The 17374-nt window shown below is 36.9% G+C and carries 18 protein-coding genes; 6 read left to right on the top strand and 12 right to left on the bottom strand.

What is annotated here, in order from left to right; genetic code table 11:
• Positions 1-19 precede the first annotated feature (19 nt).
• The 5 genes from flgF to lysS all read right to left on the bottom strand — a co-directional run bounded on the left by flgF (position 20) and on the right by lysS (position 7128).
• Entirely contained in the window at positions 20-781 is a 762-nt protein-coding gene (gene flgF, locus HL41_RS00925; RefSeq protein WP_038063308.1) for a flagellar basal-body rod protein FlgF, read from the bottom strand.
• A 272-nt stretch (positions 782-1053) separates the two neighbouring features.
• Positions 1054-3687 carry an outer membrane protein assembly factor BamA gene (bamA, locus tag HL41_RS00920; protein ID WP_038063306.1) on the bottom strand — a complete coding sequence of 878 codons (2634 nt, stop codon included), beginning with the start codon at positions 3685-3687 and terminating at the stop codon, positions 1054-1056.
• A 10-nt stretch (positions 3688-3697) separates the two neighbouring features.
• The gene (locus HL41_RS00915) at positions 3698-4396 is read right to left on the bottom strand and encodes an ABC transporter ATP-binding protein (RefSeq protein WP_038063303.1); all 699 of its coding nucleotides are present in this window, start codon (positions 4394-4396) and stop codon (positions 3698-3700) included.
• A complete protein-coding gene (locus tag HL41_RS00910) occupies positions 4389-5621 on the bottom strand; it encodes an FtsX-like permease family protein (RefSeq protein ID WP_038063300.1) in 1233 nt (410 codons plus the stop codon). The genes HL41_RS00915 and HL41_RS00910 overlap by 8 nt, the downstream gene beginning before the upstream one ends.
• Before the next feature lie 13 nt (positions 5622-5634).
• Positions 5635-7128, bottom strand: coding sequence for a lysine--tRNA ligase (gene lysS, locus HL41_RS00905; RefSeq protein ID WP_038063298.1), 1494 nt, complete (start codon positions 7126-7128; stop codon positions 5635-5637).
• 207 nt (positions 7129-7335) lie between these two features.
• Between lysS and HL41_RS00900 the strand changes: the two genes are divergently transcribed.
• Genes HL41_RS00900 through HL41_RS00890 form a run of 3 tightly spaced genes read left to right on the top strand, consistent with a single transcriptional unit; the run spans position 7336 to position 8932 of the window.
• Positions 7336-7851, top strand: coding sequence for a bifunctional nuclease family protein (locus HL41_RS00900; RefSeq protein WP_038063295.1), 516 nt, complete (start codon positions 7336-7338; stop codon positions 7849-7851).
• 11 nt (positions 7852-7862) lie between these two features.
• Positions 7863-8510 carry a histidinol phosphate phosphatase domain-containing protein gene (locus HL41_RS00895; RefSeq protein WP_038063293.1) on the top strand — a complete coding sequence of 216 codons (648 nt, stop codon included), beginning with the start codon at positions 7863-7865 and terminating at the stop codon, positions 8508-8510.
• The gene (locus tag HL41_RS00890; RefSeq protein ID WP_038063290.1) at positions 8468-8932 is read left to right on the top strand and encodes a hypothetical protein; all 465 of its coding nucleotides are present in this window, start codon (positions 8468-8470) and stop codon (positions 8930-8932) included. Before HL41_RS00895 ends, HL41_RS00890 begins: the two co-directional genes overlap by 43 nt.
• 31 nt (positions 8933-8963) lie before the next feature.
• Here HL41_RS00890 and rlmB read toward each other — a convergent pair whose 3' ends face one another.
• From rlmB to HL41_RS00860, 6 genes are all read right to left on the bottom strand, one after another.
• Positions 8964-9701: a 23S rRNA (guanosine(2251)-2'-O)-methyltransferase RlmB gene (gene rlmB / locus HL41_RS00885; protein WP_038063287.1), complete on the bottom strand. Its 738-nt coding sequence runs from the start codon at positions 9699-9701 to the stop codon at positions 8964-8966.
• On the bottom strand, positions 9698-10318 hold the full coding sequence (gmk, locus tag HL41_RS00880; protein WP_022854637.1) for a guanylate kinase: 621 nt from the start codon (positions 10316-10318) through the stop codon (positions 9698-9700). Before gmk ends, rlmB begins: the two co-directional genes overlap by 4 nt.
• The gene (locus tag HL41_RS00875; protein WP_022854638.1) at positions 10305-10586 is read right to left on the bottom strand and encodes a DUF370 domain-containing protein; all 282 of its coding nucleotides are present in this window, start codon (positions 10584-10586) and stop codon (positions 10305-10307) included. Before HL41_RS00875 ends, gmk begins: the two co-directional genes overlap by 14 nt.
• A gap of 77 nt (positions 10587-10663) precedes the next feature.
• A complete protein-coding gene (gene pssA / locus HL41_RS00870) occupies positions 10664-11401 on the bottom strand; it encodes a CDP-diacylglycerol--serine O-phosphatidyltransferase (protein WP_081856444.1) in 738 nt (245 codons plus the stop codon).
• A gap of 4 nt (positions 11402-11405) precedes the next feature.
• Positions 11406-12047: a phosphatidylserine decarboxylase gene (locus HL41_RS00865; protein WP_038063284.1), complete on the bottom strand. Its 642-nt coding sequence runs from the start codon at positions 12045-12047 to the stop codon at positions 11406-11408.
• 4 nt (positions 12048-12051) lie between these two features.
• A complete protein-coding gene (locus HL41_RS00860; protein WP_038063281.1) occupies positions 12052-13914 on the bottom strand; it encodes an ASKHA domain-containing protein in 1863 nt (620 codons plus the stop codon).
• A gap of 226 nt (positions 13915-14140) precedes the next feature.
• Between HL41_RS00860 and HL41_RS00855 the strand changes: the two genes are divergently transcribed.
• Together HL41_RS00855 and HL41_RS00850 are read left to right on the top strand one after the other, a co-directional pair.
• Entirely contained in the window at positions 14141-15169 is a 1029-nt protein-coding gene (locus HL41_RS00855) for a mechanosensitive ion channel family protein (RefSeq protein WP_038063279.1), read from the top strand.
• A gap of 60 nt (positions 15170-15229) precedes the next feature.
• Positions 15230-15724 carry a rhodanese-like domain-containing protein gene (locus tag HL41_RS00850; protein WP_051754405.1) on the top strand — a complete coding sequence of 165 codons (495 nt, stop codon included), beginning with the start codon at positions 15230-15232 and terminating at the stop codon, positions 15722-15724.
• Positions 15725-15772: 48 nt separating this feature from the next.
• Here HL41_RS00850 and HL41_RS00845 read toward each other — a convergent pair whose 3' ends face one another.
• On the bottom strand, positions 15773-16234 hold the full coding sequence (locus HL41_RS00845) for a hypothetical protein (RefSeq protein ID WP_038063276.1): 462 nt from the start codon (positions 16232-16234) through the stop codon (positions 15773-15775).
• A gap of 87 nt (positions 16235-16321) precedes the next feature.
• Here HL41_RS00845 and purM point away from each other — a divergent pair, with 87 nt between their 5' ends.
• Positions 16322-17365 carry a phosphoribosylformylglycinamidine cyclo-ligase gene (gene purM, locus HL41_RS00840; protein WP_038063273.1) on the top strand — a complete coding sequence of 348 codons (1044 nt, stop codon included), beginning with the start codon at positions 16322-16324 and terminating at the stop codon, positions 17363-17365.
• Positions 17366-17374 lie beyond the last annotated feature (9 nt).

Below are 17374 nucleotides of genomic sequence, written 5' to 3'. Positions count from 1 at the left end.
CCTCCTCTACCAATTATCTTTATCTATTCAAACCTAACAGTTTTTCTGTTGCTTCATCCCAACCTTGAATGCTTTTTTGGACTGACTGAAAAGTCCTTTGGATCTCAATCAAACCAACCATCTCTCTTATAGGATTTACGTTAGACTTTTCTATAAAACCTTGTCTAATCTCATAATTAGTAGACGGCATCTCTTCCATACCTTCTGCCATATATAGGTTTTCTCCTACTTTTTTAAGTTTGTTTAGATCTTGAAAAGTAACCACGTCAAACCTTCCTAACTCTGTTCCATCTATAGATAAAACCCCATCAGGAGAGACCTGAAGTCTATAGTCCTCCATCGTAATAAGTCCTCCTCTTGCCATACCAGGGTCAACCACCAAAGGAGTTCCGTTAACCAAGACTGGATATCCTTCTGGGGTAACCAACCTCCTCTGAGTGTCAATCGTAAAATTACCTGCCCTGGTATAGGCTATTCCATTAGGGGTTTGAACCTTAAAAAACCCCTCCCCTACGATAGCAAAGTGTAAGGGATTTTGCGTATGCTCTAAAATACCCTGCTCTTTATTCAAATAAGGTACTGTCTCTTTAAACGCCCTTTTTCCCTTAGGCCCGATTTTTTTCATCAAAACTTCTTGAAAACTCAACCTATCTTCTTTATAACCTGGGGTGTCAACGTTGGCCAAATTATTGGTAGTAACCGTTAACCTTCTGTCAAGAAGTTGAGCCGCCTCTAAGGCCTCAAGCAACCCTAACTGAGGATTAATATGTATCCCTCTCATATAAACCTCTCTTATAAACTAAAAGTTTCTGAAAGATTATATACAAAAACCATGCCCATTTTTAAAGATGTAGATATTACTAATGCCACCTGCGGGAAAAAAAAAAGAAGGTAAAACTTTTCCTACCGATTGTCAGGTCAAGGAAAATTTTTCTTTATACTACTAGAAATATTTTTCCTGAAAAAACCACGCTATTAGATATTAAACAAACTACGAAGTACCCAAAAATGTCATTTTTTTGACTTTATCAAAAAGTTGACTTTGTGTAAAAACTAAAAATTTCCACCGATACTAAAGTTGAAGTTACTTGAATCCTCTCGAGGTTTCTTATCGATATTATAACCCCATTCTAACCTTAAGGGACCAAAAGGAGAAAGCCATCTTAAGCCTATACCTACACTTTTTCTGAGGTCTGAAAACTGAAATTCGGTATTTTTATCCCAGACGTTTCCCATGTCGTAAAAGACTACCCCGTTTAAATTGATATTTTTTATCAGTGGAAAGATAACCTCGAACTGGGTATAAAACTTTCTGGTACCCCCTATTTTATCTTCTGTCTCAGGATCCTTAGGAGAAATATCTCCGTATTTATATCCTCTTACCGAATTTATTCCTCCTAAGAAAAACCTTTCATAAACTGGGATTTTTCTGGCTCCACCTTCGGTTAGATATCCGTACCCTAGGACTCCGTGGAAAGTAAGCTTATGAAAGGTGTGATAGACTTGGTGTTCACCTTCTACTTTTATGTAATTACTGTCTCCTCCTAACCACTTTTCGGCAAGTTCAAAATCTAAAGCATGGTACCAACCCTTGGTAGGCATAAAAAACCTATTCCTTGAGTCATAGTTTAACCCAAACTGAAAGGCACTGGTCAATTTAATATCCTTAGATTCTAAAATGATTTTGGCTACGTTATCTGAAAGATCTTCAAGGGTGGTATGGTCTAATCTATAGCCTGCATACACAGAAAGTTTTGAGGTAAGGTTATATCCTACTTTTAGGGAAGCACCTTTACTGTCCTTGGTGAAATCGTCATATTCTATCTCAAAGTTATAAAGAGACCAACCGAGAGAATACTTGGTATCTCTAAAATAGGGGTCATAAAAATTTATAGAGTAACGGCTGGTTTTAGTACCAAGTCTTGCTGCTAAGTTTAATCTTTGCCCTTTTCCTAAGAAATTTCTTTCTGTTATGTCTAACATTAACATAAACTTATCATAAGAACTATAACCACCACCGATACCAAACGAACCAGTAAGCATTTCTTTAACCTTTACCTTAAGGTTGACTTCATCTTCTTTGGCAGCCTTTTCTTTTTCTATCTTTACATCTTCAAAAAAACCCAACCTTCTTATCCTTACCTCACTTTCTTCTATTCTCTTCTCACTATAAGGCCAACCTTCAGCTATGTTAATTTGTCTTCTAATCACCTTATCCCTGGTTTTGGTGTTTCCTTCTACCTCAATACGGTTGACATAAACCACAGGTCCCTTTTCCACCTTAAAGGTTAGGTTAATAACCTTTGCTTTGGGGTCTTTACTAAAATCGGTGGTCACCTTAGCATAGGCATAACCATAGTCTGCAAAAAGATGGGTAAGGGTGGTCTCATCTATTTTTAAAGACTCTAAACTAAAAACCTTCCCAGGTAAGGTCTTTAATTTTTTGTAAATCTTATCCTCTGGAAAAAGATCCTGTTGTATCTCCACCTTTCCAACTTTATATTGATCTCCTTCTTCTATAGGGATTTTTATTATTACCCCATCCTCTTCCTCTTTAACCAAAGGTTCTCCTACCTTAACATCGATAAAACCACGATTTTTATAAAAACTTTCTATTTTTCCTAAATCTCTATAAAGAAAGGCAAGATTATAAACCCCAGGTTCAGATACTGGTTCTGGAGTAGTCAGAGTTCTCAGATATTGAGTAACTTTTTTAACCGGGGAAAATATAGATTTTTCTGAAACAGAAAGTAAACCTCTCAACTCTTTTTCTGAAATAGCTTTGTTTCCTATAAATTCTATTTTCTTTATATATTTTTTCCTTCCTTCTTTTATCTCTACTATCAACTTCACCTGAGCTTGGGAAACCTTTTCTAAGTCTATTTTCACATCAGTCCCGCTGTAACCTAACTGTTCGTAGTAGGCTTTTACCATCTCAAGAATCCTGTCAAGCTCCTTAGACGTAATAACCGTACCTTCCTTAAGATTGATGATTTTCAACAGATCTTCACTCTTTACCTGTTTATTACCTTTAAAAACTACCTCCTTGATAGAAGGATTCTCTTTAAATTCAAAAACTACTATCGCCCCTTTGGCTCCTTTTTCTAACTTAACCTCGATGTTTTCAAAGTATCCCATCTTATAGAGATTTCTCAGATCTGTGTTTAATTTTTTATAGTCAAGGATGTCGCCAGGTTTGGTGGTAAGGTTTGGATAAATCAGGTCTTCTTTAATCCTCATATTACCTACTAATCTTATTTCTTCTACTATTTCTTTTTTCTCAAAGATACTTTTTAAATATGGTACCGTATTAGAAACCAAGGTATCTATGTTTCCTGTTTCTCCTACCACGTTAAAATACTGGGTGCTTGGTCCAGGTAAAAGAAGTTTCCATTCAAAGCTCACATTATTCCCTATAACCACACCTTTAACCTCAGCTATCCCTTCATAAATCCCTGTTTTCAGGAAGGCCTTAGCTTCTTCGGTAGAATAGACCTTTTTTTCTAAGAGAAACCCTTCTTTTTTAAGTGTTTCTTGAAGTTTTTGAAGGTAAGCTTCTAAAGTTTGACTACTGGTAGGGTCACCTATGGTTTTGGCAGAATAGATAAGAAGATTTGTTTGAGCTGAAAAAAGGGAAGGTAACCATCCCAGCCAGACAAAAACAAAAAATAGAAATATCTTCTTCAAAGCTTAACCCCTATTTGAGGGTCTCTTTTTCCCATTTTACCAGAAAACCGTTTTTTAGCAAAAAAATTTTTTTCATTCGTTTAGCTAAATCCCAGTTATGGGTTACCATCACCACTGCGGTGTTAAAATCTTGGTTAAGAGTTAAAAAAGCGTCTATTACCTCTTCTGCACTTGCTGGGTCAAGGTTCCCTGTAGGTTCGTCTGCCAGCACCAAAACCGGATTTAAAAAAAGCGCCCTGGCAATGGCTGCCCGTTGTCTTTCTCCTCCAGAAAGAGAAGAAGGCTTATGGTGTTTTCTATGAAAAATTCTAAGTTTTTGCAAAAGAACCTCCGCCCTTTGCATACATTCCTCTATGGTCAGATTGGCAATCAACCCTGGAAGGATAACGTTTTCCAAAACCGTAAACTCTGGTAATAAATGATGTAGCTGAAACACAAAGCCTATCCTCTTTCGTGTTTCAAGGATATGCTCCTCTTGTTTATAATCTATCTTTTTACCCAGAAAATATACCTCTCCGTTTGTAGGCTGATCAAGGGTACCCATAAGGTTTAACAAAGTGGTCTTCCCAACCCCAGAAGGTCCTACTATCGCTATAAGGTCTCCTGGATATACCTCCAAGTCGATTTTTTTTAATACCTCGATCTCTTCGTTTGCATGTTGGTATTTTTTTGATATAGATTTTAGGACTAAAACAGGAAGGTTATCCATGGCGTAAAACCTCTGCAGGCATAACCTCAGAAGCTTTCTTAGCCGGATAAAGGCAGGCTAAAAGACTTATCAAAAAAGAAATCAAAACGATAACCAAAAGGTCGAAAAATTTTAAAGAAACCGGCATGTATTCTACTGGATAAACATCGCTCGGGAGTTTTACCACTGGATATTTAGAAAGAACCCAACAGAGACTTCCTCCTAACACCAAACCTAACAATACCCCTATAACTGCAAACAAAAAGCCACTATAAAAAAACAGGATCATTACATCCTTAGAAGAGGCTCCAAGAGCTCTTAAAATAGCTATATCCATTTTTTTCTCAGAAACAAGCATGATCATGGCGGCGATTATCGTAAAAAGGGAAACGGCAATCATAAGACTTAGCACTACAAAGAGACCTAACTTTTCCATCTTAAGGGCAGCAAAAAGGTTTCTATTCCATTCTTGCCAGTCAAGGATTTGAACTCCAAAACCTAAGGAGGAAAGCAACCTATCTTTGTAAATCCCTGATTTAAATGGGTCTTTTAGCTTAATCTCTAAAGACCTGTTGGTAGGGGTAAGATAAGAAAAAAACGTTTCAGAAGGGGCAAAAACAAGGTTTAAATCAAAATCATAAACCCCTGTTTCAAACCAACCTACTACTTTTAGGTCTAATATTTTTGGCATAAAACCGAAGGGGGTAAACATACCCTGAGCACTCATAAAATTTAAAACTTCTCCTACCCCAAGCCCTAACCGGTCTCTTAATTTTTTACCTACTACCACCGGAACTACTTTCTCTTCTTTGGCACTTATTAAAAAATCCTTCTCTACATAAAATACCTTAAAACCTTTTTCTTTGGCCAACATATCTAAGTTAGAAGCTTTAAGCACTATACCTATAGGATGGGAACGAGCGATGATTAATCCCTGAATAGAAGATGTCTCCTGAAGGCTTAACAATTGGTCTTTAGGAATCTCTTTTTCTACTAAAGTCTTTATCTTAGGGGTTAACCCTTCTTCCCAGAAGGTGATCGTGATGTGGGGGTTTAAACTTAAAATCTTTTCTGCTACTGCTTCTTTAAAACCAGTTATTACGGCATTTACTACAGTTAAGGCTCCTACACTGAGAGCTACCCCTAAAACAGCAATAACCGCTATTATCCCTGTAAAACGCTCTCTTTTCCGTGAAAAAACATATTTTAAAGCTAACCAGAGCCTCCAGTTGTTAGAAAAACTCATTCAAAGTATCCTTTTAAAGATCCTCTTTTTTCCTTAAGTGAGGGAAAAGAATGACCTCTCTTATCGAGGGACTGTCGGTAAAAAGCATAACCACTCTATCTATACCGATACCTTCTCCCGCACAAGGAGGCATACCATATTCAAGGGCTCGGATAAAATCTTCGTCAATCTCTGGAGGGATTTCTTCGTCTATTTCCCTTAGTTTAAGTTGTTCTTCAAACCTTTTTCTTTGGTCCCTTGGGTCATTTAACTCTGAAAAGGCGTTAGCTACTTCTTTTCCTGCAATATACAGCTCAAACCTCTCTGCAAAATCAGGGTCTTCATCACTTCTTCTGGCTAAGGGAGAAACCTCCACAGGAAATTTTACCACAAAGGTAGGTTGTATAAGTTTTGGTTCTACTAATTCTTCAAAAAGCTTAGTCCACCATTTACCTATACGTGGATCTTTTAGGTTTAGCTCAATTCTTTTTTCTTTAGCAAACTTAATAAGTTTTTCCTTTTCAAAGAGTACTTCCCTAGGAACACCTCCTAACTCTATAAGAGCGTCTAAGAACTCAATCCGTTTCCAAGGAGGAGTAAAGTCTATCTCTTGACCTTGGTAAGTAATCTTAGGGCTACCTGTTATTTCCAAAGCAAGCCCATAAAACAACTCCTCGGTTCTTTTCATAAGATCTTCATAGGTAGCATAAGCCTCGTAAAACTCTAACATAGTAAACTCTGGATTATGTCTACTTGAAACCCCTTCATTTCTAAAATTTCTGTTAAGTTCAAACACCTTATTAAAACCGCCTACTATAAGTCTCTTTAGATAAAGCTCAGGTGCTATCCTAAGGTACAAATTCATGTCTAAAGCGTTGTGATAGGTAATAAAAGGTTTAGCAGCAGCACCGCCTGCTATAGGATGCATCATCGGGGTTTCTACTTCTAAAAATCCCTGAGAAATAAAATAATCTCTTATATACTGAATAATCTGGGTTCGTAGTCTAAAAAGCTCTCTTACCTTAGGATTCATGATAAGGTCTACATAGCGCATCCGATACCTTAACTCAGTATCTTTAAGCCCGTGATATTTTTCAGGTAAAGGCCGGAGAGCCTTGGTTAAGAGTTTAAAACTCTTCACTAATATGGTAATCTCACCGGTCTTGGTTTTGATAAGCCTTCCTTTAACCCCTATGATATCCCCTATGTCTATAAATTTCTTAAAAAAATCAAAATCTTCTTGAGCCAACTCATTTTTAGCCACTAAAATTTGAATTTTATCTGTATCATCTTGGAGATGGGCAAAAATAAGTTTACCCATCTCCCTTTTTGCCATAATCCTCCCTGCTACCACAAATTCTTGGGTCTTTTTTTCTATCTCCTCAGGGCTTAACTCTTGGTATTTTTCTTTTATATATTTTGCTTTATCTTTAGGACGAAAATCGTTGGGATAGGTCTTAATTCCCATAGACTCAAGTTTGGCAAGTTTTTCAAAACGCACTTTGATAACCTGACTTTCCTCTAACATCTATTATCCCTCCAAATTTTTTACTCCAGCCCTATTTTATTACGAATTTTACTTTTTCCAACCTACTTTAAAGTCTGGAGGTAAAAAAACAGTAAAAGACAACCTTTCAAATTCGAAACCATACAAACCCCTTTGTATTGCTTGACTTTTTAAAGATTAAGTCTTAACATATTAAAAATAAAGAGGGTATAAGGGGGGTTTGATTTTATGAAAATAAAAATGGTGTTGCATGGAATAGCCATGGATCCTATGTCTAACAGTCCTGTGATGTTATTAAAAGAAGCAGAAGGAGAAAGGATTCTTCCCATTTGGATAGGGGTTTTAGAAGCTACTTCCATCGCAGCCAAGTTAGAAAACATACAGTTTCCAAGGCCATTAACCCATGACCTAATCAAAAATATATTCGAAAACCTGGGGATTACTATTCCCAAGGTTGAAATCGTAGACCTTAAAGACAATACTTATTATGCCCTTATTACCATAGTTACTGGAGATAAGGTTTTAGAAATAGACTCCCGTCCAAGCGATGCTATAGCTTTAGCTTTAAGGCTTAATGCGGAGATCTTTGTAGATGAAGAGGTATTCAAGAAGAGTCAAATTTATTCTGAAACCCCAGTGACCGAAAAACAAGGAGAAATGGTAATCACCACCAAAGAGGAAAAAGAAAAACTAAAAGATTTTCTGGAAAAGCTGGATCCTAAAATTTTTAAATACAAAATGTAGAGGATTGCAATTTGTTTGATTTGCATTGCCATTCAGTTTTTAGCGATGGAGAACTTATTCCAGCAGAGTTATGGAGAAGGGTTCAAGCTTTAGGCTATCAAGCCATAGCCATTACCGACCATGTAGACCACTCAAACTTCGAACACATCCTTCAAAGTCTTTTAAAGTTTAAAAAATCTGTTCAAGGGTTAATCCCAGAATTTATCGTAGGTGTAGAAATAACCCATGTACCTCCAGACCTTATTCCTCCTCTTATCAAAGAATGTCGAAAAGCTGGGGCAGAGATAGTGGTAGTCCATGGAGAAACTATCGTAGAGCCTGTGACTGAAGGGACCAATCTTGCCGCCATCCTGGGAGAAGCCGACATCCTTGCTCATCCAGGGCTTATTAAGCCTGAAGAGGTAAAACTTGCGGCTCAAAAAGGGACCTTTTTAGAAATATCTGGGAGAAAGGGACACTGTCTTGCCAATGGACACGTAGTTAGCTTGGCTAAAACTTATGGAGCCAATCTGGTAATAAACTCAGACGGACATAGTCCCTCAGATTTTATGTCCAAAGAATTAGCTCTTAAAGTAGGGATAGGAGCTGGGCTTTCAGCAGAAGAAGTTCAAAAAGTATGGAAAATCGCTCAGAAAAGGTTTCTAAAAACTTCTTCATAGAAAAGCAACTTTCTTTTATCTTTAGCACCTTAGGGTACCCTGAAACTTTGTTTAAATTTAATACCAAACTTTTCATATCTCTCGAAGACTTTTCCTATGAGTTAACCCTACCTCTTATCATCCAAGAAAAAGATTACACCTATTTTTGGGTAGACTACAAACCTCAAAACTTTTTATCTTGTTTTGAACGAGGTTTTATAAGCTTAGCAAGACTTGTTAGTAATCCTTTACCTTTCTTTGGAGTTATAACCAACCTTACAGAGTTTATATTAATAGACTTTTATCAAGGAAAAACCTCTAAAGGAAATAAAGAAATAATTCCACCTTATGGTAAAATAAAAACCTATCCTCCTGGTCCACCCAAACCCTTTAACCCTGAAATTGAAACCAAAATATTGAGGCTTTTCCTAAAAGGGGGATGAAAAAACTTAGCAAACAGGCTGTAAGCCGGGCTTAAAAAATTGAGCGTTGTCTTTGGGTCTCAAAAAGAGCTATAGCAGCAGCTACCGAAACATTAAGACTTTCTACCTTTCCTTTCATCGGAATTTTGGCTAAAAAGTCACACTGCTCTAAAATTCCGGGTCTAATCCCTTTTCCTTCGTTTCCTACGATTAAAACCAAAGGAATTTTAAGGTCCAGCTGATATATGGACTTTTCGGCTTTATGGGTAAGTCCTAATACCCATAAACCTTTCTCTTTAAAAAATTGAAGAGCATGTTTTAGGTTGGTAACCTTAGCTATAGGGAGGTTAAACACAGCTCCTGCAGAAACTTTAGCTACTGTTTCTGTCACTTCACAGGCTCTAACCTTAGGGATTACCACTCCATGAACCCCTGAGGCATCAGCACTACGGATGATAGCCCCTACGTTATGAGGATCTTCTACCTCGTCCAACATGACCACCAAAGGCACTTCACTTCTCTTTTCCCAGTTGGCTACTATATCCTCTAAATCAGCATAATTAAAAGTTAAAAGATAGGCCACCACCCCTTGGGTGTTTAGATGTGCTGGTATTTTGGGAGGTAATTTTTCTGAGATTTTAACGGGAATCCCAAGTTTTTTCGCTTTTTCTAAAATTTGATATTTTTTTCCTGAGAGACGGTTTTTATCAAACCATATTTTTTCGATAGACTGAGGGTTGTTTTTAAGAGCCTCTAAGACAGGGTTTATTCCATAAATAAAAGAGGTCATAGATTAAGGTTAAAGTTAGATAAAAAATATTTCCACTGAGGATTTCTATAAGGTCTACTTAACTCTGCTTTAACTATCGAAAAGAAAAGCTCTTTACTTTTTTCTAAGTTTTCGTTTACTATCACATAATCAAACCAAGAGGCAAACCTGAGTTCTTCTTTAGCCCTTTTTAAACGATTTTGTACCTCAGCCTCGTTTTCTGTACCCCTTTGAATGATACGGGTTTTTAGGGACTGAAGGTCAGGAGGGGCTATAAAAATAAATATGGCATCTGAACCAAAATATGACTTAAGTCTGGTGGCCCCTACCACCTCTATGTCTAACACTAAGTGTTTGTTCTGGGTAAAGGCCTTTTCTATCTCTGTCTTTGCCGTTCCATAAAAGGTCCCAAAAACCTCTACCCATTCTAAAAATTCATCTCTCTCTATCATCTCTAAAAAAACAGAACGACTTACAAAATAGTAATGTTTTCCATCTTCTTCCCCAGGACGTGGAGCTCTAGTAGTATGAGAAACAGAAAAATAAAATTCATCCTGAGGCAAATCCTTAAGTATCGTGCTTTTACCAGCCCCAGAAGGACCGGTAACCACTATGATTAGTCTTTTATTCCTCTTCATCTTTCTCCAACCTTTCTAACCCATCAGACATCAGCCTTTGAGCTACAGTTTCTGCTTGTATAGCAGAAAGGATGATATGATTGCTATCGGTGATGATGATAGAGCGAGTCTTACGTCCCTGAGTAGCATCGATAAGCCTTCTTGTTTCCTTAGCCTCTTCCTTTAACCTCTTCATAGGAGCAGAGTTTGGATTTACGATAGCAATGATTCTATCTGCAACCACATAGTTGCCAAAACCTATGTTTAAAAGTTTACAACTACATCCCATAAAGACCTCCGTAAAAAGATAATTTTGGTTTAAAAGAGATTAATCAAGTTTATCTTTAGTTATTGTAAAACATTTTTCTATTTTGTCAATTTTTCTTTAAAATCCTTTCTTTTACGAAATTTTTTTATGATTTTAATACTCTTGGTTTTAAAAAATAAAGCCGGTCCTAATAAGGTATATACTACGATTAGAACAAAGATAGAGTAAGAAGGATAGGCAGCGGAGATGGTAAGACCACCTACAAAAAGCAGTAAAAGATAAAAATTTTGAGATTTTTCTATTTTTATGTGCTTAAAGCTGGGATATTGGATAGGAGAAACTAACAGATAAGAGATAAGGCTTACAGCAGTTAGAGTAGCCCATTTAGGAAGCTCAAAATCAGGACGATAGGATTGTATAAAAAGCACAGAAGAAGCCAAAATAGCCGCCCCTGCAGGTGAAGGGAGTCCTTCAAAATAGCCAAACCCAGAATGGGCTTTTACGTTATATCTCGCAAGTCTTAAAGCCACACAGATAGTATATAAAAAACAAGTTAACCATCCCAATTTACCAAATTCTATAAGCCAAAACTGATATATAAGAATGGCAGGAGCTACTCCAAAAGAAATAAGGTCACTTAAAGAGTCATATTCAAGGCCAAACTTAGAAGTCTGCTTTAAATATCGAGCAATCCTCCCATCAAAGATATCAAAAACCATCGCTAAAAAAATAGCCCAGCCAGCTTTAGTAAAATCTCCGTGTATGGAACATATGATCGAATAAAAACCAAAAAAAAGGTTAAAGGTAGTAAAAATGTTAGGTATTAGGGCTAACATAGTTTTAATCCTTCTTTAATAACACCCGACCCAAAACAGTTTCTCCAGCAAAAACTTTATGTCCTTCTTTTACATAGATTTCAGAGTTTTCAACCGGGAAAAAAAGCTCTACCCTTGAGCTAAACTTTATGATACCAATAGGGTCTCCTGCGACCACATCATCTCCAGGAAGGACAAAAGCCCTTATCCTTCTTGCAACCATCCCCGCTATCTGTACCACCCAAAAAGGAGTACCATCTTCTCGTTCTATAAGATAAAGTTGTTTTTCGTTTTGTTGAAAAGATTCTTCTTTAAAAACAGGAAGTTTTTCTCCTTTTACATATTGCATACGTAAGACTTTACCCGTGATAGGAGAGCGATTGATATGAACATCCCATAGCCTCATAAAAATCCCTATTCTCCAAAGGGGGGTAGAAAACCAAGAGGGATTTTCTTCTATCCGACAAGTAACTACCTTTCCGTCTGCAGGAGAGATAATGAGTTCTGGGTCTAAAACAGGTTCTCTTTTAGGGTTTCTGAAAAAAAAGGCATTAGCCAACCCTATTCCTAACCCTAAGAGCGCCGCCTTTCTTTTCTTAAATAAAAGACTGGTACCTGCAAACAGCAAGGGATAAAACACCCAAGGGAAGCCTTCTTTGTGCACCATAAAATTACTCCTTTTTATTTTTTATGGTAGGGAATAAACTTTCGTCTGTATGAGGTAAAAACAGGGCAGCTACATAGGTCTCCATATAACCTGGGTAGTTTGAAAGCTCTAAGTGGGTCATAGACTTAGCTATGTCTCTCATTTTAGCAAACTTTTCTTGAGAAAGAAGGGCTATTTTAGCTCCGAGTAAACTGGTGTTACCTAAAAAGAAAAACCGGTCTCTATCTAAATCCGGTAAAAGGCCTATAGAAATAGCGTCTTCTACATCAAGATAGTTTCCAAAGGAACCTGCTAAATAAACCCTCTCTATGTCTTTTAAAGATAACCCTACAGACTCAACCAAAACCTGGCATCCCGCAAAAATAGCGGCTTTGGCTCTGATAACATTATCTATGTCTGCTTCAGTAAAAACTATGTCTTCTCCTGTTTGGGTGTCTTGTTTAAAAACCACTACATACTCCCACCCTTCTTCCCCTCTTCTTATACGGGGATGAATCAGGTCTTTTTTAATTTTTCCAGATTTATCTATGATCCCTACTCTAAAAAGAGAGGCCAACAAAGAAAGGATTCCCGAGCCACAGAGACCTATAGGTTTTGTTTTACCGATAGTAACCACCATGGGTTCATAAGTATAAGGGTCTATGTTTACCATTTCTATAGCACCAAGGGTGGCTCTCATCCCGTGTTTTATACCGCCTCCTTCAAAAGCTGGACCGGCAGAACAGGCAGCACAAACCAAAAAATCCTGATTCCCTAATACTATTTCTCCGTTAGTTCCAAGGTCTATAAAAAGGGTCAAAGGGCTTTCTTCATACATCTTAGAAGCTACCACACCCCCTACTACGTCTCCTCCGACATAACTTGCTTTACAAGGAGCGATCTGGATAAGTGCGTTTAAATCTGTAAAACCTAAATCTTTAGCCCAGAAAACAGGAAATTCAGTAGCTACTGGAACATAGGGATATTCTCTTAAATATCTTGGCTCAAGTTCAAGAAAAAGATGGGTCATCACTGTATTAGCCGCTAAAGAAATAAGTTTCACCTCTTCTAACCGCCCTTTTGATCCCAAGGCTTCTTTTATCAAAAGGATTAATCTTTCTTTTAAAACCTCAGATAATATCTTTAATCCTCCATCTCTTCTGCAAAACTCTATTCTGCTAATAACATCATCACCATACTTGATTTGAGGGTTATAATCTGAACTAAAACCCAAAACTTCTCCTTTCTTTAAGTCAACCACCTCTACCTGTAAGGTGGTAGTTCCAACGTCTATGGCTACCCCTAAAAAGGGATCTAAAGGCTCTGCGGTAAGGTCTAACAAGAATGTTTTAGGATTATCTAAAGCCTGATAAACATAAGCTATGGTTTCGAAATTTTTTTGACGAAGAACATGGGGAATTTTTCTTAAAACTTCTAAGGAAACCTCTGGTTCCGAGATACCCTGTTTATAAAGCCCCTCTTTTAGTCTGTTAAAATCTGCGGTGTTTTCCTCCAAGGTCGGAGGGGTTAGTTTCAAAAATACTTCTTTAACCGGAGGGGAATCAAAATCAACTTGAGATAGTTCTAGAAACTTAGCCCTTTTTTTCACAGGGCGATATAACGTTTTCTGGTCTAAGAAAGTAGTTAAGGGGACTTCTACCACCACGTCTGTTAGAGGGTAACTACCACAAGCCTTATAATACTGACCTTCTAAAATCTCTCCTTTCAGTTCTCCTGAAACCAACCTCACTTTACACCGATTACAGCTTCCGGTTCCACCACAAGAGGCGTTGATATGAATGCCTGCTTTTATTGCTACATCAAAAAGAGTCTCCCCTTCAAGAGCCTCATACTCTTCGTTAAACGGTAGAAACTTAACCTTAGGCATTTTTTCTAATCCCTTAAAATCCTTAAAGCTAAACCTGTATTATACCAAACTTAAAAAATTGTTAAACTCCTTAGCCAAAGGTATCCCTAAGTTATGTGTGCTAAATTTGTACTCAACTTTAATCGATTGAACCGTTGAATTTTTAACGTTGTTTTTTATTTTATAATTTTATACAATAAAATTTATACGATAGACAAAACCTAACATAAAATTTGCAGGAGAGCTTATGTGGGACGTTCTTCCTATCCATCTAAAAACCTTTATTTTCATAGCTTTAGTGATAGCTGCTTCTTTTACCATAAAATGGGGGATGAAGAAAAAGTTTAGCTTTCTTGAGAAATTGGTCGGAATAAAACTAAAGGAAAAAACGGTAAACCTTATGTCTTGGGCTTGTTTTCTCTGGGTTTTTACCTTGGGTCTCTATTTAGTAAACGAACTTTATAACCCTTTACCAACACTAAACCCGCTTATTAATAAATTACTGATAATCTTTTTTATATTTTCCTTAGTTTGGTTTATTTCTCAACTTATAATAACTCTTATTACTCAATACTTAACCCAACGATTTGAGGTCATACCCAGTGTTTCTATCATCGAATTGTTAATAAAAATAATTATCTTTTTTATCGGGTTTATTTTGGTTTTAGATATTTTAAAAATAAACATAACTCCTTTTATCACTTCCTTAGGTATAGCAGGCCTTGCGGTGGGTTTGGCTTTAAAAGACACCCTTGAAAATCTATTTTCTGGACTTCATATCTTGATGGCCAAACAAATCAAACCTGGAGATTACATCATGTTAGATAACAATCTAGAAGGCTTTGTGGAAGATATTACCTGGAGAAACACCATCATACGTCACCCCTCAAACAACCTTATCATCGTTCCTAACTCTAAGATATCTTCTTCAGTAATCGTTAACTACAGTCTTCCTGAACCCGAACTAAACATTTTAGTTGGAGTAGGGGTAAGCTATGATAGTGATTTAAACAAAGTAGAAAGGGTGACGATAGAAGTTGCTAAAGAAGTACTTAACACGGTTAATGGGGGTGTCTCAGAGTTTGAACCATTTGTCCGCTATCATACCTTTGGGGATTTTAGTATTAACTTTAACGTAATCTTAAGGGTAAAGACTTATGTAGATCGACATATGGTGGTTCATGAGTTTATAAAAAAACTACACCAAAGATATCAAGAAGAAGGAATAACAATACCCTTTCCTATAAGGACAATCTATCTTCAAAAAACCTCTTGATTTTTTAGAAAGTGGATTAATATTATCTAAAATAAAATCCTAAAAACAGGAGGTAGTCTTATGAGATCAGGTAAAAGGTTTTTAAGTTGGGTTCTAAGTTTTTTGGTATTTACCTTTGTAGCAGTAAACACAGGTTTTACTGCTACTCCTTTAAGTGAAGAAAGGGTAAAGGAGGCTAAGACAGTTTGTGGTGTACAAGAGGTGGATGTAGAAGGTGCTAAGAAACTCATAGCTGAAGGGGCTGTTATACTTGATGTAAGGGAATATACAGAATATAAAGCCGGACATATTCCTGGGGCTATTTGGACACCAAGAGGGCTTTTAGACTTTAAAGTTTACGAGTGGCTCCCAGACAAAGAAAAAACCTATTTAGTTTATTGTGCGACTGGAGGAAGAGGGGTAGTAGCTACCTGTGACCTTAAAAAATTGGGTTACAAAAAGGTTTATAATTTAAAAGGTGGTATCGCTGCCTGGAAAGAAGCTAAGCAACCTATAGAAACTGGAGAGCCTGAAGCTCCAGGTAAGGGGATGAAAAAAGCAACCCATATACACTAAAATCTTTTAGCAGAAGGGGGATATCCCCCCTTCTGAACAATTTTTCAACTATAAATTTCTCAGTATTTTTTCTTCGAGATAGGCAAAAAGCCTTCCAGGTAGATAAAGTCCACAACCTAAAACCCATTTCTCATCTTTAAGAATAACGTAACCAGGGTTTAGATCCAAGTTTATTTCTACTTTTTTCTTCTTTTTTAACTCTTCTATCAGTTGAAAATTGAGGGACACTATATTTTTGGTAGCAAAATTCCCAAACCTTTGCAAGAAAGCAGAGGTAGGCTTAAGATAAGAAGAGACTTTTCTTAGAAAAAGAAGACCTACAGTTTGGACCTCAAGAGAGGTTAAGATTTCTAAATAAAGAGTTTTAGGAAAAAGCCAAAAGTTCGAAACTCCTTTTAATACTTCATAGTCTTCAAATAGAGACGGAGAAAAGCCAAACCTATCTTCCAAATACTTGAAAATTTCTTTTTTTTCTTCTTCATTAACTTTTTTAGGGAATTTTCCTTGCATCCTATTTAGTCCATAAAGAATCTTGTTTTTAGAAAAATATAATATAAAATTTTGAAATCATCAAACATATTGACCAAGGGGATTTCTATGAACGCTGCAGAAAAGTATAGAGCTGCAGGGGTTGACCTGGAAAAAGCCAATCTTTTGGTAGAAATTGTCAAAAAGTATTCTTCAGGTCTTCCTCAAAAAGGGGTAATCTCAGGAATTGGAGGCTATGCTGGACTCTTTTCCTTAGACCTAAATACCTATAAAAACCCTGTTTTAGTGTCTTCTACAGATGGGGTTGGTACTAAAATCAAGCTTGCTATTAAGGCAGGAATCCATAAAGGAATTGGGATCGACTTGGTGGCTATGTGTGTAAATGATATCATTACTTGTGGAGCCAAGCCACTTTTCTTTTTGGATTATTTAGCTTTTGGGAAGTTTGAAGAAAAAATTTTTGAAGAATTGATTGCGGGGATAGTAGAGGGATGTAAGATCTCTCAATGTGCCCTTTTGGGTGGAGAAACAGCAGAAATGCCAGGAATGTATGCCCCTGGAGATTATGATTGTGCAGGTTTTGCGGTGGGAATAGTTGAAAAAGAAAAGGTTATAGATGGCTCAACCATCTCTATAGGAGATGTCTTAATAGGAATACCTTCAAGCGGGCTTCATAGCAATGGATTTTCTTTAGTAAGAAAAATTTTGGAAGAAAAACAAATAAGTTTAGATTATATTCCTGAAGAGTTAGGAAGACCTATAGGAGAGGTAGTTCTTACCCCCACCAAAATTTATGTACCAATTATGTTAACCCTTACCAATAAAGGGTATAACATCAAAGGTTGTGCTCACATCACAGGAGGTGGTTTTATAGACAACCTTCCAAGGATTTTACCCCAAAATTGTAAGGTAATAATAGAAAAAAACACCTGGGAAAAACCAGCGATTTTTCACCTTCTTCAGAAATGGGGAGAGATATCTGAAGAAGAGATGTATCAGGTGTTTAACTGCGGAATAGGGCTTGTTTTGATAGTAAGTAGAGAAGAAGTAGAGGAAATAACAAGTCTTATTTCTGCTTTAGGGGAAGGTTATCATGTAATAGGTTATGTTGACAAAAGAGAGCAAGATGAACCACAAGTTATCTTGGTTTAGAGAGGTTGA

Origin of the sequence: Thermodesulfobacterium commune DSM 2178 (assembly GCF_000734015.1) — a bacterium.
Taxonomy (GTDB): domain Bacteria; phylum Desulfobacterota; class Thermodesulfobacteria; order Thermodesulfobacteriales; family Thermodesulfobacteriaceae; genus Thermodesulfobacterium; species Thermodesulfobacterium commune.
The sequence above is the reverse complement of the archived record's forward strand: the minus strand, read 5'-3'. Positions and strand labels throughout refer to the sequence as shown.

Excerpts from the sequence above, each read along its gene's own strand:
- flgF (WP_038063308.1), bottom strand. The coding sequence starts at position 781 with ATGAGAGGGATACATATTAATCCTCAGTTAGGGTTGCTTGAGGCCTTA.
- HL41_RS00915 (WP_038063303.1), bottom strand. The coding sequence starts at position 4,396 with ATGGATAACCTTCCTGTTTTAGTCCTAAAATCTATATCAAAAAAATAC.
- HL41_RS00910 (WP_038063300.1), bottom strand. The coding sequence starts at position 5,621 with ATGAGTTTTTCTAACAACTGGAGGCTCTGGTTAGCTTTAAAATATGTT.
- lysS (WP_038063298.1), bottom strand. The coding sequence starts at position 7,128 with ATGTTAGAGGAAAGTCAGGTTATCAAAGTGCGTTTTGAAAAACTTGCC.
- HL41_RS00900 (WP_038063295.1), top strand. The coding sequence starts at position 7,336 with ATGAAAATAAAAATGGTGTTGCATGGAATAGCCATGGATCCTATGTCT.
- HL41_RS00890 (WP_038063290.1), top strand. The coding sequence starts at position 8,468 with ATGGAAAATCGCTCAGAAAAGGTTTCTAAAAACTTCTTCATAGAAAAG.
- rlmB (WP_038063287.1), bottom strand. The coding sequence starts at position 9,701 with ATGACCTCTTTTATTTATGGAATAAACCCTGTCTTAGAGGCTCTTAAA.
- gmk (WP_022854637.1), bottom strand. The coding sequence starts at position 10,318 with ATGAAGAGGAATAAAAGACTAATCATAGTGGTTACCGGTCCTTCTGGG.
- HL41_RS00875 (WP_022854638.1), bottom strand. The coding sequence starts at position 10,586 with ATGGGATGTAGTTGTAAACTTTTAAACATAGGTTTTGGCAACTATGTG.
- pssA (WP_081856444.1), bottom strand. The coding sequence starts at position 11,401 with ATGTTAGCCCTAATACCTAACATTTTTACTACCTTTAACCTTTTTTTT.
- HL41_RS00865 (WP_038063284.1), bottom strand. The coding sequence starts at position 12,047 with ATGGTGCACAAAGAAGGCTTCCCTTGGGTGTTTTATCCCTTGCTGTTT.
- HL41_RS00860 (WP_038063281.1), bottom strand. The coding sequence starts at position 13,914 with ATGCCTAAGGTTAAGTTTCTACCGTTTAACGAAGAGTATGAGGCTCTT.
- HL41_RS00855 (WP_038063279.1), top strand. The coding sequence starts at position 14,141 with ATGTGGGACGTTCTTCCTATCCATCTAAAAACCTTTATTTTCATAGCT.
- HL41_RS00850 (WP_051754405.1), top strand. The coding sequence starts at position 15,230 with ATGAGATCAGGTAAAAGGTTTTTAAGTTGGGTTCTAAGTTTTTTGGTA.
- HL41_RS00845 (WP_038063276.1), bottom strand. The coding sequence starts at position 16,234 with ATGCAAGGAAAATTCCCTAAAAAAGTTAATGAAGAAGAAAAAAAAGAA.
- purM (WP_038063273.1), top strand. The coding sequence starts at position 16,322 with ATGAACGCTGCAGAAAAGTATAGAGCTGCAGGGGTTGACCTGGAAAAA.